The sequence below is a fragment of the Caballeronia sp. LZ001 genome (genome assembly GCF_031450875.1).
Taxonomy (GTDB): domain Bacteria; phylum Pseudomonadota; class Gammaproteobacteria; order Burkholderiales; family Burkholderiaceae; genus Caballeronia.
In genome coordinates this window covers 2,214,310-2,226,379 of the sequence record NZ_JARTVX010000004.1, presented here as the reverse complement: position 1 = coordinate 2,226,379, position 12,070 = coordinate 2,214,310, and the positions used below count along the sequence as shown (strand labels likewise).

At 57.7% G+C, this 12,070-nt stretch carries 18 protein-coding genes and 1 pseudogene; 14 read left to right on the top strand and 5 right to left on the bottom strand.

The window, feature by feature from the left end; genetic code table 11:
• Positions 1-3 precede the first annotated feature (3 nt).
• From P9292_RS21295 to P9292_RS21275, 5 genes and pseudogenes are all read right to left on the bottom strand, one after another.
• Positions 4-321 (bottom strand): XRE family transcriptional regulator, encoded by a 318-nt coding sequence (locus P9292_RS21295; protein WP_309961106.1) that lies wholly within the window; start codon positions 319-321, stop codon positions 4-6.
• A gap of 95 nt (positions 322-416) precedes the next feature.
• Positions 417-620 (bottom strand): annotated as a pseudogene (locus tag P9292_RS21290) (helix-turn-helix domain-containing protein).
• 150 nt (positions 621-770) lie between these two features.
• Entirely contained in the window at positions 771-1,172 is a 402-nt protein-coding gene (locus P9292_RS21285) for a HigA family addiction module antitoxin (RefSeq protein ID WP_309961105.1), read from the bottom strand.
• The gene (locus tag P9292_RS21280; protein WP_309961103.1) at positions 1,138-1,446 is read right to left on the bottom strand and encodes a HigA family addiction module antitoxin; all 309 of its coding nucleotides are present in this window, start codon (positions 1,444-1,446) and stop codon (positions 1,138-1,140) included. Before P9292_RS21280 ends, P9292_RS21285 begins: the two co-directional genes overlap by 35 nt.
• Before the next feature lie 15 nt (positions 1,447-1,461).
• Positions 1,462-1,740, bottom strand: coding sequence for a type II toxin-antitoxin system RelE/ParE family toxin (locus P9292_RS21275; protein WP_309961101.1), 279 nt, complete (start codon positions 1,738-1,740; stop codon positions 1,462-1,464).
• Between the two features lie 12 nt (positions 1,741-1,752).
• Here P9292_RS21275 and P9292_RS21270 point away from each other — a divergent pair, with 12 nt between their 5' ends.
• The 14 genes from P9292_RS21270 to P9292_RS21205 all read left to right on the top strand — a co-directional run bounded on the left by P9292_RS21270 (position 1,753) and on the right by P9292_RS21205 (position 12,063).
• On the top strand, positions 1,753-2,682 hold the full coding sequence (locus P9292_RS21270; RefSeq protein WP_309961099.1) for a Bro-N domain-containing protein: 930 nt from the start codon (positions 1,753-1,755) through the stop codon (positions 2,680-2,682).
• Positions 2,683-2,812: 130 nt separating this feature from the next.
• Positions 2,813-3,166 carry a hypothetical protein gene (locus P9292_RS21265; protein WP_309961097.1) on the top strand — a complete coding sequence of 118 codons (354 nt, stop codon included), beginning with the start codon at positions 2,813-2,815 and terminating at the stop codon, positions 3,164-3,166.
• The gene (locus P9292_RS21260; protein ID WP_309961096.1) at positions 3,163-4,266 is read left to right on the top strand and encodes a helix-turn-helix domain-containing protein; all 1,104 of its coding nucleotides are present in this window, start codon (positions 3,163-3,165) and stop codon (positions 4,264-4,266) included. The genes P9292_RS21265 and P9292_RS21260 overlap by 4 nt, the downstream gene beginning before the upstream one ends.
• Before the next feature lie 150 nt (positions 4,267-4,416).
• Positions 4,417-4,746 (top strand): hypothetical protein, encoded by a 330-nt coding sequence (locus P9292_RS21255; protein WP_309961094.1) that lies wholly within the window; start codon positions 4,417-4,419, stop codon positions 4,744-4,746.
• Positions 4,740-5,324 (top strand): hypothetical protein, encoded by a 585-nt coding sequence (locus tag P9292_RS21250; protein ID WP_309961092.1) that lies wholly within the window; start codon positions 4,740-4,742, stop codon positions 5,322-5,324. The genes P9292_RS21255 and P9292_RS21250 overlap by 7 nt, the downstream gene beginning before the upstream one ends.
• Positions 5,324-5,728, top strand: coding sequence for a nuclease domain-containing protein (locus P9292_RS21245; RefSeq protein ID WP_309964112.1), 405 nt, complete (start codon positions 5,324-5,326; stop codon positions 5,726-5,728). Before P9292_RS21250 ends, P9292_RS21245 begins: the two co-directional genes overlap by 1 nt.
• A complete protein-coding gene (locus P9292_RS21240) occupies positions 5,725-6,090 on the top strand; it encodes a hypothetical protein (RefSeq protein WP_309961090.1) in 366 nt (121 codons plus the stop codon). The genes P9292_RS21245 and P9292_RS21240 overlap by 4 nt, the downstream gene beginning before the upstream one ends.
• Positions 6,087-6,329 (top strand): hypothetical protein, encoded by a 243-nt coding sequence (locus tag P9292_RS21235; protein WP_309961089.1) that lies wholly within the window; start codon positions 6,087-6,089, stop codon positions 6,327-6,329. Before P9292_RS21240 ends, P9292_RS21235 begins: the two co-directional genes overlap by 4 nt.
• A 246-nt stretch (positions 6,330-6,575) precedes the next feature.
• On the top strand, positions 6,576-7,058 hold the full coding sequence (locus P9292_RS21230; RefSeq protein ID WP_309961087.1) for a hypothetical protein: 483 nt from the start codon (positions 6,576-6,578) through the stop codon (positions 7,056-7,058).
• A gap of 126 nt (positions 7,059-7,184) precedes the next feature.
• Complete coding sequence (locus P9292_RS21225; RefSeq protein ID WP_309961085.1) at positions 7,185-7,538, top strand: HNH endonuclease; 354 nt, start codon at positions 7,185-7,187, stop codon at positions 7,536-7,538.
• A gap of 249 nt (positions 7,539-7,787) precedes the next feature.
• Positions 7,788-8,174 carry a hypothetical protein gene (locus tag P9292_RS21220; protein ID WP_309853211.1) on the top strand — a complete coding sequence of 129 codons (387 nt, stop codon included), beginning with the start codon at positions 7,788-7,790 and terminating at the stop codon, positions 8,172-8,174.
• A gap of 205 nt (positions 8,175-8,379) precedes the next feature.
• Entirely contained in the window at positions 8,380-10,095 is a 1,716-nt protein-coding gene (locus tag P9292_RS21215; RefSeq protein WP_309853213.1) for a terminase large subunit, read from the top strand.
• Complete coding sequence (locus tag P9292_RS21210) at positions 10,092-11,393, top strand: phage portal protein (RefSeq protein WP_309853215.1); 1,302 nt, start codon at positions 10,092-10,094, stop codon at positions 11,391-11,393. Before P9292_RS21215 ends, P9292_RS21210 begins: the two co-directional genes overlap by 4 nt.
• A complete protein-coding gene (locus P9292_RS21205; RefSeq protein WP_309853216.1) occupies positions 11,383-12,063 on the top strand; it encodes an HK97 family phage prohead protease in 681 nt (226 codons plus the stop codon). The genes P9292_RS21210 and P9292_RS21205 overlap by 11 nt, the downstream gene beginning before the upstream one ends.
• The last annotated feature ends 7 nt before the right edge of the window (positions 12,064-12,070 follow it).

Below are 12,070 nucleotides of genomic sequence, written 5' to 3'. Positions count from 1 at the left end.
CTCCTACCTGCGCTCGAAAGCGATTTTCGGCTGACTGGACTCAAGCTCTATGCGGGGATGCAGGCCAGCCCGCGCAGCCAACCTGACGAGCAAGTCGAGGCTGAACTGGTTGATCTTCCCTCGTTTGATGTCAGACACGCGCGCCTGTTTAGTGCCAAGCACTTTCGCGACTGCGGCTTGCGTCATCGTCTGACCGTCCAACCAGGTCGAGAGCCCTTGAAGCAAGATTGCGCGCATTTCGAGCGACGCCGCTTCGCTATCGGCGAACAAGTCATAGAAAACGCTTTTCCCTCGCGTCGTTTGCCCGGTAATCAATTGCATAAAGAGCTAACTCGTATTCAGCAGAGTTTGTTTCGGGCTTGCTTATCGCGATCGACGTCACTCGCCGTCAGACACCGGAACAAAACTGCGCCCACTCAACTGCTTTGCAGATCGCGAAGCGCTTCCGGGTGCAGCGCCGCAACGCGCAGCGAGGCTTGGGCAGCTCCGGTCGGCTTGCGCCGGCCTTGCTCCCACTCCTGCAACGTGCGCATTGAGACGCCAATAAGCTTGGCGAATTCATTTTGTTACAGACCGCTTTTATCGCGAGCGACAGATGCTGTGGACGGCTCCACGTGCATGACGCGAACTGCACGGCCTTCCTTCATTTCGCGGATCGCCTGCAGCAACTCGCCAGCAAGATTCCGCTTCGCTTCTTTTACGGCGAGATTTGGTTTTGTGAGTGTCATTATAAAAATAAAAGACATCGATGGCCATGCGTGCGCACCAAATCAACCAGCGTGTCTTTCCAATGGTTTGATGTCCGGCCTTGGTTGCTGCTGCGCTTGCCAAAGATCCCACTGGGCTTGCATCCCCATCCATAGGTCGGGAGGAGTCCCGAGCCAAGCTGCTAAGCGCAAAGCAATATTCGCCGTTGCGCTTGCCTTGCCATTCAAAAGCTTCGACAACGTCACACGATTTATCTGTAGCGCCTTGGCTGCCTGCGATACGGTGATTCCTTCTGGAATCCATTCCCTGAGGACCTCGCCAGGGTGGGGCGGATTATGCATTCGGCTCATGTGGTGTTTATGGCGATTGTCATACTCAGCCGCGCGCACGTCGTTGTGGCGATATTGGGACCAGCGCACAAATCGTTTTTCAGAAATGGGCCGCTTCGCGAGGCGAAATCTCACGCTCAATATCGCGAGCAAGGTCACGCTCGGCAATCTTCATGTCGTACATGAGTTGAAGGTTCATCCAGCTTTGGGCATCTCCACCAAAATAGCGCGCAAGTCGCATTGCGGTGTCGGGCGTAATGCCGCGCCGCTCCCGCACGATGTCATTGATACGCCCGGCCGTGACATGCAGCGCGTTCGCCAAAGCGTTTGCGCTCATCCCAAGCGGCGCGAGGTAGTCCTCGCGCAGAACTTCACCTGGGTGCACCGGGCGCATTCCATTTTTGACCATTTCATTAGCTCCTGTTCAGTCATAGTCGACGATCTCAACGTCGGCAGGACCCTTTACCGTCCACGTGAAACAGATTCGCCACTGACCGTTAATTCTGATGCTGTACTGGTTCGCGCGGTTGCCCTTGAGACTCTCCAGCCGGTTACCCGGCGGGGAGCGCAGCGCATCCAAGGTTGCCGCTGCATCAAGCGCGCTGAGCTTGCGTTCGGCGGTGGTCAGGATGTTCGCAAAGCGCGGGATGCGTTGGCCTTCAAAAAGCGCCTTCGTATCGGCGCATCGAAACGACTGGATCATGCTGCAGATTATATGCTGTTTGCCGATAAACGGCAAATCTCGGGCTTGACCGCTTCCTACCGTGCTGCCTATACTCAAAGCGTCGCTCACACCAAAGCGATCGGGTTTAGCAGCCTGGAGAACACAAGCGCACAACCGCGCAACGCGGTTTTTTTGTGCGTAACGCCTCTGTGCGCCTCTTTCAATGGGCGGGCCTTGGCGGGGGAGCCTTCGGGCTCGCCGGTTTCTTGTGTTCCCGGTCTGCTAACCCTGTCATGTGCCCGCCCACCCCATTTAGCAGTGGGGAGCGGGTTGTTAACCCGAACACAAGAGGCCGCCATGCGTGCCAATACCCTCGCTCGTCCTGAGCAAACACGATCTCTTTGTTTTCAGACTTACTGCTTCGACGTTATCGATCGTTACGGTCAACGTTGGCTAAGGGCGCAGCAGATTGCTGATGCCCTTGGCTACAAAAATCGTCATCGGGCGATCAGCGACTTATTCGAGCGCAACGCTGCAAAATTCAGCGACGACATGACCAGCGTTGTGGCGCTGCCTGCAAAAGGTGGCGATGAGCAAGTCCGCATTTTCTCTCTACGTGGCGCGCACTTACTCGGCACGCTTGCGCGTACCTCGAAGGCGGCCGAGTTTCGGTGTTGGATAGCGGAGTTGCTCGAATGCGAAGCGACGGGCTGGATCGCGATCAGGCATGACGAAGCCCAGCACCTGGGCGCGCTCTTAATCCATCTCACGATTGCACAAGCTGCCTGGCGCAAAGCAATGCCTGCGCTGCAAGCGCTTGAGTCGCCGCTCACTCGGCATCAAGACGCGTTCGCACACGTCTCCTTCTATGCGTCCACGATCTCCGCGATTCTTGCGAGACACGCTGCATCGGGCGCGGGCACGTCTGAACGTCAACCGTGGGATAGGGCTTCCCGCAAAACTTCGGAGGCACGCTCATGAGCGGCTACGTCTACAGATGGGTCGAGCACCGGCAACTTGGCGACCTTGTGCTTAAAACGCATACGCATTGGACTGTTCTCTTGTGCTCTCGCGCTATTCCCGACGCTCAAAGTGACCGTGGAGGTGGCGCATGAGGCTGTTAGAGTTCCTCGATAACGTAGGCCACCCGTGGGCCTATTATCCCGCTCTCGCTACTCCCCTTGGGGGCGCGAAGGCCGCGTTGTTTCTCAGCGCCATTGCCGCGTGGCAAGACGAATGTTGCGGGCCGCTGGGCGTCAGCAAATCCGTTGATGAGATCCAGCGCGCAACCGCTCTCACGGCAACTGAACAGCGCACAGCGCGTAAGGCGCTGCGCGCAGCTGGTGTACTGATTGAAGTTGAGCGGCGTCTCGAACATAAGCTGTATTACCGGATCGATGTTGTCGCATTGCTTGCTCTGATCGATCGTACGCGCGCCATTGGTGTCGAAAGGAGGGCGCGTTGAGCCGCTTCATCATCATTCCACATCGCGTGCTCTCGGACGCGCGCTTTACCTCAATGACGCCTCTGCGCGTCTTGATGGCGCTTGGCAACCGAACCGATAAGAACGGCTGGGCATTCGTCAAACGCAAAACCCTCGCCGAAAGCGTGGGCGTATCACGTGCGCGCATCAGCCAGTGCATTGCTGATCTTCGCGCGTGGGGCTACATCGAAGTCATAGCGCAGGAACGCAGCGGCGGCGGCGGACAGACCTGCAATCGTTATCGCGTGCTGTATGACGTTGGTGGTCCCGAGCAGCTCGACGAGATCGACGACGAGGACGGAAACGGTCCCACTCCCGGGGTAAGCGTCCCTGACCCCCCGGTAAGCGACGCTAACCCCCCGGTAAGCCCCAAGGAGCTTACCCCCCGGTTAGCAGCGCTTACCCCCGGGTTAGCTCTATACGATTTACCCCCCGGTAAATCCCGGGGATTTACCCCTGTAGTTAACGATGTTGTCGTTAACGATAAAAGCAGCAGCAACGCGTGCGCGCGCGACCCTGTGGATAACTCCGATGCTGCCGCTGCTGCTTTCTCGAAAACCCAGAATCCAAACCTTGAGCACGAGCTCACCGAGCTGCTTATCGCTTTGGAGGCGGCTCGTCGCAAACGTTGTCGTGTCAATCGCAGTTCGGACCGAGCGCACGTGCTCGCATGGGTGCGCCGTGGGATCACGGCCGATCAGCTTCGCGAGGCGCATTGTCGAGCGGTGGCGGCGCGCGAGCGGGACATTGACAGCCGTGCCGTGAATGTTGGCTTCCTGGCTCGGTTCGTTGACGAGGTACTTGCCGAAGCGCCCAGCGCTCGCTCAGGCGCCAGCCGAAATGAGTGGTGGCTCGGCGGCGAAGCCGATGTCTGCGGCGAGGCTGCGCGACTCGGTGTGCGCCCTAAGGACCCTGACGAGTCGTTGCCCGAATACCGCGTGCTGGTCGCGAAGGCCGCAGGCAAAGGGCCATGGATAGACCACGTGCTGAAAGACGCCCAGCGCAGTGGGTCCGAGCGCTTCTATCGAAACGTGCTCGACATATTCGGCGATGCACTGTTGCCGGCGGATTTTCACGCCTGAGCCGTGAGAACACATACGCCTCGAGGTAGCTCCGGCAACGAAGCAGTGTTTCGTCCGGGCTTTCGCAACTGCGCGTTCCTCCCCGACTGGCGTTACGTGTCGGGACAGTCGACGTGTCTTATCGACCTTTTTTTGCTGGAGTTGAAAATCATGAATCTTCGGAAACTTGTACGTACCATCTTCTTCGACATTTTGCTGGTTATCTGCCTGTATCTGTGGATCGAGTGCGGATATGAACACGCGCGAGAAATCGCCATTGCTTACCTCTGCATCATTGCCGAAATCATGTGGATAGCGGCGTTGTTGGTGCGTGCAAGGGACTACGAGCATGGTTATCCGGTGAACGCGTTCTACGATTTCGTAAGCACGATGGCAATCATCGGCATTCTCGTGTGGCAGCGCGAATCCTACATTGCGCTGTTTCTGGGCATCCCGTATTGCCTCACGTTGGTAAAACGAGAGGTAGCGCAAGCATGGTGAAACGCTGCTCATCTTGGCCCGTGCACGTGCCGGCAGGTACGAAGAACGTCGGCACGGCGCGCGTACGCGACATAACTGTTGGTCGAGATTCGCAGCAGCGTGCGCTTGCGCAGAAGTTCGGCACACAGCCAAACAGCGAAGTCGACGAGATCATGTCCGGCTTCGATCCGGTGGTGTCTCAAGTAGTGGCGGCGCGCGGCACGGCGACACCGGGCGAGGCTGCGAGAAAGACACTTCACGCGCTCGGTCGGCTTCGCGACGGCGAGCAGAACGCAACCGAGCGTCGTTATGAAGCGCATCTCGAACAGCAACGACGCTCAGGCGAAATCCAGTGGTACATGTTTGAGGGCATCAAGCTGAAACTCGCGCCGAGGACCTTTCTGACTGTGGATTACGTGGTGTTGCCTGCGTCCGGGGTGCTGGAGATGCACGACGTGAAGGGTGCGCGTGCCATCTTCAGCGACGACGCCAAGGTCAAGATGAAGGTCGCTGCACGGATCTTCCCCCTCGTTTTCAAGGTGGTGTATCCGAGAAAGGCGCGCGACGGCGGCGGCTGGGATGTGGAGGAAATTCGGTGATTAACTCGCGACTTACGCCGTCGCCATTCAGAAAGACGGCAGACCGGTCGACCACCCTGCGACGCACGGCGATAAAGCGGCGCATCAAGAAGCCGACGGTGGCCGAAGGTTCCAAGTATCTCGCTGCATGCTGCGGCGAATCATGCTGGATTCGGCTTGCAGGAGTCTGCCTTGGCGCGTCAGCGTCGGTCGTGCCCTGCCACTCAAACCAAAGCAAGCACGGCAAGGGAATGGGGCTTAAGGCGAAGCACGAGTTCACCGTTCCGGGCTGCCACGCTTGTCATGCGTGGATCGATCAAGGGTCGGCGGCGCGCAAGGTCAAGTTTGCAACGTGGGACCGCGCATTCGCGCGATGGGAGCGAGTGCGCGCTGTGAAGATGGGTTTGAAAGAGGAAAGCGCATGAAGATGATGCAGCCGATGGTATTAACCGTACAGATCCCCGTAGTTGGTCTGGTGACTGAGAGAGGAATGCGCGGACGATACACCTATATGACGAACAAAACGCCATTAGAAACGATGGTGCATGGCTTGCGCCGTGTGCGGCATCTTGATCACAGCGGTGAGGAATACAAGGTGAAGGCGCTGGCTTTTATCCCTTTGGGATACCGCGGCTCGATCCAAAGATCTGATTGGGTCAATCACGAATACGCATGGGTCGATTGCCTTTATGCGAGTAACTGGAAGTCGCTTGAGGCGTTTCGCGATAGCGGCGATCGGACATGGATGGCGCCGGACGCGCCGGCATCGGAAAGGGCCACAGCATGATTAACATCCACACCGGACGTACAAACACGGAAACCCACCGCGCGGTAGTGCATGCAGAGCAGATCAAGCACATCCTCGCGGACCACGTGTGTAACGCCGCAGGCGTCCCCCGCGCGAGCGATGGCACGAGCGTCGTTGTGCAGCTTAGCAGCCGGATGGGAAGCTGCGGAACAGAGTACGAAGCCGTCGTCACCATCACGGTCGATTTCGAGAAGCTGCCGCGTGCGAGCCGAGAATGAGCGCGTTCACGTACATACAGATGTCTGCCATCCCGGGGCCTATATTGCAGATGGCCGTCCGACGCGTTGATTGCGGTCAAAGTTGGATCTCATTTCCGGGTTGTCCTTTCGCGGGAATCGAAGCGGGAGGTGAGGTCCAATTACCGTATCCTCGCAATCAAGAATTGCGCGAGCAGTTGGTGGCTTGGTTGGATCAGTGGAGTATTTCTTATGGGGTTGAGCGATAGCAGGATGAGCGGAGAGGCTATGAGTGAACAGGAGTTGAGCGAAGGGGCACGCAATGCGGCGGACGACAAGGCGCATCGCTGGGTCATCTGGTGTCTGACGCGCCGCATCTTTGCGCCGTACGTCAAGTCGAACGTGCTCGCGCGTCTCCAGCCGCCGCGGCGTTTGACAGCAATGGAGCCTGACTCGTTTCTTGATCCAGAGATGCCATTTTTCAACATGGCAATCAGCGAGCTATGCAATCGCGAGGAGTTGTTTGAAGAGGCCGAATGCTTTCTTGGATTGTATTGGTTTCGCGCTAACATCAAGTTGGTAGCCCATCAACAGCAGTGTGCACGCGGTACTGTTTATAACCGAGCGCGGCGGTTCGCCATTCGAGCTACAGCCCTAGGTAGGTCTATCCGGCGTAAGCGGGAGCGACTCGGCCTCGACAAAGTGTTCAATTCAATTGAACAAAATAGTTGTACTGCTGATCGAACACTTTGGTCTAAAATCAGCCCTTAATCGATAGGCTGCGTCATTGCCTCTAAAGCCCGCGCAGCGTCCGTCGCGTGGGCTTTTCATGAAGTCAGTCTCGCGCGGTAGCCTCGTTCGAGGCTAGTTCATTGATCACTCTGTTGCAACTTACGAATGCCACCCAGACCAATGCGTCCATGCAGACATCGTGGATGCGGCGCCCTTGTGTCAGGTGGCAATTCGTATTGTCTGCACCACGCGCGTGAAAATGTGAAGTGGCAGCCGGACGCCGTGCGCGGTAATCGGCATGCACGCGGTTACGGGTCTGTGTGGGTTAAGCAGCGGGAGCGGATCCTGCTGCGCGACGGCGGTTTGTGCCAGGTCTGCAAGCGCGCTGGCCGTGTGGCCCTAGCAGCAGAGGTCGATCACCGAGTTCCCAGATCTCAAGGCGGCACTGACGATGATGAGAATCTTCAAAGCATCTGCCGAAAGTGTCACGCGACTAAGACTGGCAGTGAACGCCGCTGATGGGGAGGGGGTGGAAAAACTCTGGGTCGAATCGGCCAGGGACCGACCGTTCCGTCGAATTTTTACATCCACAAAATTCATGTTTCGGGTGTAGTCGGTAAAGCCTTGTCGCATAAGGCATGTGCTCCATAAAAGTCGCCAATTTGCTCAAAAATTAAACAATGAGATTTGAAAAGCGCGTCTGGGCGACAGGTCAACGAGTCCGAACAGCGCGGCGCAATTGCTCGCGCTTGAGAAGAGGGTTAATCCATGGCGCGTCCACGTACGCCAGCTGCAGTCTTGGAGTTGCGTGGCTCCTACAAACGAAATCCGAAAAGGCGTCGCGAAGAGCCGGATGTCTCTGGCCCGCTTGGAGATGCGCCCTCTTATTTCTCCGGCGAGGAGCTGGTGGCATGGAATGACATTACAAGCGGAGCGCCGCGTGAGGTACTCACGAGCGCCGATCGCATCACAGTCGAGCTTTCGGCACGCCTGCTGGCAGAGTCTCGCCTGAATTGGACAAATTTTAGCGCCGCCAAACTCGCTCGCCTGGAGGCGATTCTCGGCAAATTTGGAATGTCGCCGGCCGACCGGTCGAAGGTGACGGGGGGCGGTAAAAAGAAAGATAGCAATCCGTTTGCTCAATTGCTCGGATAGACCAGCGATCATGCTCTGAAGATCGTGCGGCTTCGCGCGCTCGTCGACTATGCAGAGTGTCTCGATGCAAAGCGTTGGCGCGATGCTCACGGCCAAGCAGGTCCTTAGGCAAGCGCCGTTGCGCCAGCGCTCGGCGATGCATGCACCGTGAACTGAGTAACGGCTTCGGGATATGATTGAATGTTTTTTTTGGCCTTAAATCCGGATGGCAGCAAGCTATACGCGCGTGGAGCAGGGTCTCCAGTTTGCGCGCGCCGTCGTGCGCGGAAAGCGGCTGGCAGGGAAATACGTACAGCTCGCGTGTCAGCGTCATCTGAAAGAACTTGCAGCGAGCCGTAAAAGAGATTTTCGCTGGAAGTTCGATGCGGCGGCGGCCGAAAGAAAGCTTGCACTGATTGAACTGATGCCGCATGTGAAGGGCGATTGGGCGTTCAAGCGGCAGCTTGTGACGCTTGAGCCATGGCAGAAGTTCGGTTTGATGTGCACGTTCGGATGGGTGAGCAAGCGCACGGGACAGCGCCGTTTCCGCGAGAGTTATTGGGAGGTGCCACGCAAGAATGGAAAGTCGGTTATTGCGGCGGGCGTCGGCATCGGAATGTTTGTACTCGACGACGAGTTCGGCGCCGAGGTGTACGCCGGCGCGACGACTGAAAAGCAAGCATGGGAAGTGTTTCGACCCGCTCGTCTGATGGTCAAGCGTTCGCCGATGCTGATCGAGGCCGCAGGAATCGAGGTGAATGCCTCGAACATGAACAAGCCGGAAGACGGCAGCCGCTTTGAGCCGCTGATCGGCAATCCGGGCGACGGCGCATCGCCGTCGTGCGCGATCGTGGACGAGTATCACGAGCATGATTCATCTGCCCTCTATGAAACCATGCTTACCGGCATGGGTGCGAGGCAACAACCTCTAATGTTCATCATCACGACGGCCGGGGCAAACATCGAAGGTCCGTGCTACGACAAGCGGCGGCAGGTCATCGAGATGCTGGAAGGAACTGTGCCCGACGATGAGCTTTTCGGCTGGATATGGACCATCGACGAAGGCGACGACTGGACCGATCCGCGCGTGCTGGCGAAAGCCAACCCGAACATTGGCATCTCGGTTTATCAGGAATATTTGGAGAGCCAGCAGCAGCGCGCGATCAAGTCGGCGCGCTTCACGAACACGTTCAAGACCAAACATTTGAACGTGTGGACGTCGGCGAAGGCGGGATATTTCAACCTCGAGGACTGGAAGAGCTGCGAGGACCCGACGCTCAGGCTCGAGCAATTTGAGGGGCAGGACTGCATTCTGGCACTGGACATGGCGCGCAAACTCGACTTGAACAGCCTGGCACGACTCTTCTGGCGCGATATCGAGGGTCGACGGCATTACTACAGCGTCAAGCCACGCTTCTGGGTGCCGGAGGAAACGGTAAAGAACACCGAAAACCGGCGCATGGCGGAGCGGTACCAGAAATGGGTTAATTCGGGCCATCTGCTCGAGACGGATGGTGCCGAGATTGACTATCGCGACATTCAGCATGAGGCTGTTGAGTCTAACCGGAGCAGCCCAGTGCAATGTGTGCCGATGGACCCGCACGGCGCGACCAACCTTGCGCACCAGCTCGCAGACGAGGGGCTGACACCGGTCACCATTGTGCAGAACTACACGAACTTGTCCGATCCGATGAAAGAACTTGAGGCTGCGATCACCTCGGGCCGGTTCCATCACGACGGTAACCCGATCATGTCGTGGTGCGTGAGCAATGTGGTCGGCAAGAACTTGCCAGGCAACGATGACGTCGTGCGCCCGATCAAGCAGGGTAACGACAACAAGATTGACGGCGCGGTGGCGCTGATTATGGCAGTCAGCCGGGCCATGCTCGCAGGGCAAACAGGCTCCATCGGAGATTTTCTTTCGAGTCCGATCATCGTATGAAGCAGAGCAAGCAGAAGTCGCCGGGGCGCGTCAAGGCGCGCGTCCTGAAGTGGCTTGGCGTGCCAATTTCACTCACGGACGGTAGTTTTTGGGCAGCGTGGGGCGGGATGAATTCGTCCAGTGGCGAGTCCGTCACCGTTGATTCGGCGCTTCAGTTGTCGGCGGCATGGGCGTGCGTGCGCTTGATTGCTGAAACGATCGCAACTCTGCCGATGAACTTCTATCGAAAGACGACTAATGGAACGCGATTGATCGCTACGTCCCATCAGCTTTACGACATCCTGCATCGCCAACCGAACGCCGAAAACACGGCGACCGAGTTCTGGGAAGTGATTGTTGCGAGCATGCTGCTGTGGGGCAATGGTTACGCGCGCAAGCTTGTTTCGGCTGGAACCATCATCGGCCTTGAAATGATGCTTCCTCAGCGCACGCAGGTGAAACGTCTTTCAACCGGAGCGCTGCAATACACGTATCAAGATCTCGATGGAACGACGGCGACGCTATCGGAAGATGACGTCCTGCACTTTCGGGGCTTCAGTCTCGACGGTCTGATGGGGCTTTCCGTGATCTCGTATGCACGTGAGGTACTCGGTAACGCAACTGCGGCGAACAAGACTAGTAGCAGCGTCTTCAAGAACGGCTTGCGGCCGTCGGGGGTGCTTTCGACTGACCAGATACTGCAAAAAGAGAAGCGAGGCGAGATCCGCAACGACCTTGCCGAGCAGTTCGGCGGCGCAATGCAGGCCGGCAAGACGATGGTGCTTGAGGCGGGCATGAAGTATCAGGCCATCACCATGAATCCGGGTGATGTGCAGTTACTCGAAACCAGGGCGTTTAACGTCGAAGAAATCTGCCGCTGGTTTCGCGTGCCGCCGTTCATGGTCGGGCACAGCGAGAAGTCCACCAGTTGGGGTACGGGCATTGAACAGCAAATGATCGGCTTCTTGACTTTCTCATTGCGCCCGTGGCTGACCCGCATCGAACAGACAGTCAGCAAAGGATGCCTCCCGCCGGCTGAGCGCGGATCGTACTACGCCGAGTTTTCAGTTGAGGGCCTTTTGCGCGCTGACAGTGCAGGGCGCGCGGCTTTCTACTCCACCATGACGCAAAACGGCCTGATGACGCGCGACGAGTGCCGAGTGAAAGAAAATCTGCCGCCGATGAGCGGCAATGCGGCAGTTCTCACGGTGCAGTCGGCGCTGCTGCCGATCGACGAGCTCGGCGAGCAGTCGGCCGCGTTGCAAGCGCAAGACGCGCTCAAGAATTGGCTGAATCAGGAGCAAAAGAATGAATCGTAGAAGCCGAAATGGTTACAAGGTCCGCGCGTTCGATCTCGACGTTAAATCTGTCGATGATGCGGGGCACTTCTCCGGCTACGGATCGGTGTTTGGCAACGTCGACAGTTATGGCGAGATCGTCGCGCCTGGCGCATTCGGGAAAAGCCTCAAAGAACTCCAATCCAGCGGCCGCGCGCTTCCAATCCTCTGGCAGCACGACACCTATACGCCGATCGGATCGTGGTCGGGCTTGAAAGAGGACGATCACGGCCTTTTCGGCGACGGCGAACTGTGGATCAACGATGCGCCGAACGCAAAGATCGCGTATCGCGGCATGAAGTCGAAGGCCATCACCGGCCTGTCGATCGGCTATTACGTGCTGGACTCCAGCTACAACGAGAAGACCGGCGTTCGTACTCTGAACGAGCTAGATCTCGTCGAGATCAGCATCGTGACGAACCCAGCAAACCCGGACGCGCGCATTGAAGCCGTGAAGTCGGTCATCGCACACGGCGGCATGCCATCGCTTTCACAATTCGAGCGGTTCCTGCGCGATGCAGGCTTCTCGAAATCGCAGTCTGCGGTGATCGCCAATCGCGGACTGAAGCACCTGCTCCAGAGCGAGTCTGGCAGCGAGGCGAACGATGTAGGTAATCGGCTGCTGGACAGCCTCAAATCTCTCTCTTTCTGAGGAATCG

Coding starts and splice junctions, on each gene's coding strand:
- P9292_RS21295 (WP_309961106.1), bottom strand. CDS start 321: ATGCAATTGATTACCGGGCAAACGACGCGAGGGAAAAGCGTTTTCTAT.
- P9292_RS21280 (WP_309961103.1), bottom strand. CDS start 1,446: ATGGTCAAAAATGGAATGCGCCCGGTGCACCCAGGTGAAGTTCTGCGC.
- P9292_RS21275 (WP_309961101.1), bottom strand. CDS start 1,740: ATGATCCAGTCGTTTCGATGCGCCGATACGAAGGCGCTTTTTGAAGGC.
- P9292_RS21270 (WP_309961099.1), top strand. CDS start 1,753: ATGCTGTTTGCCGATAAACGGCAAATCTCGGGCTTGACCGCTTCCTAC.
- P9292_RS21265 (WP_309961097.1), top strand. CDS start 2,813: ATGAGGCTGTTAGAGTTCCTCGATAACGTAGGCCACCCGTGGGCCTAT.
- P9292_RS21255 (WP_309961094.1), top strand. CDS start 4,417: ATGAATCTTCGGAAACTTGTACGTACCATCTTCTTCGACATTTTGCTG.
- P9292_RS21250 (WP_309961092.1), top strand. CDS start 4,740: ATGGTGAAACGCTGCTCATCTTGGCCCGTGCACGTGCCGGCAGGTACG.
- P9292_RS21240 (WP_309961090.1), top strand. CDS start 5,725: ATGAAGATGATGCAGCCGATGGTATTAACCGTACAGATCCCCGTAGTT.
- P9292_RS21235 (WP_309961089.1), top strand. CDS start 6,087: ATGATTAACATCCACACCGGACGTACAAACACGGAAACCCACCGCGCG.
- P9292_RS21230 (WP_309961087.1), top strand. CDS start 6,576: ATGAGTGAACAGGAGTTGAGCGAAGGGGCACGCAATGCGGCGGACGAC.
- P9292_RS21225 (WP_309961085.1), top strand. CDS start 7,185: ATGCCACCCAGACCAATGCGTCCATGCAGACATCGTGGATGCGGCGCC.
- P9292_RS21220 (WP_309853211.1), top strand. CDS start 7,788: ATGGCGCGTCCACGTACGCCAGCTGCAGTCTTGGAGTTGCGTGGCTCC.
- P9292_RS21215 (WP_309853213.1), top strand. CDS start 8,380: ATGGCAGCAAGCTATACGCGCGTGGAGCAGGGTCTCCAGTTTGCGCGC.
- P9292_RS21210 (WP_309853215.1), top strand. CDS start 10,092: ATGAAGCAGAGCAAGCAGAAGTCGCCGGGGCGCGTCAAGGCGCGCGTC.
- P9292_RS21205 (WP_309853216.1), top strand. CDS start 11,383: ATGAATCGTAGAAGCCGAAATGGTTACAAGGTCCGCGCGTTCGATCTC.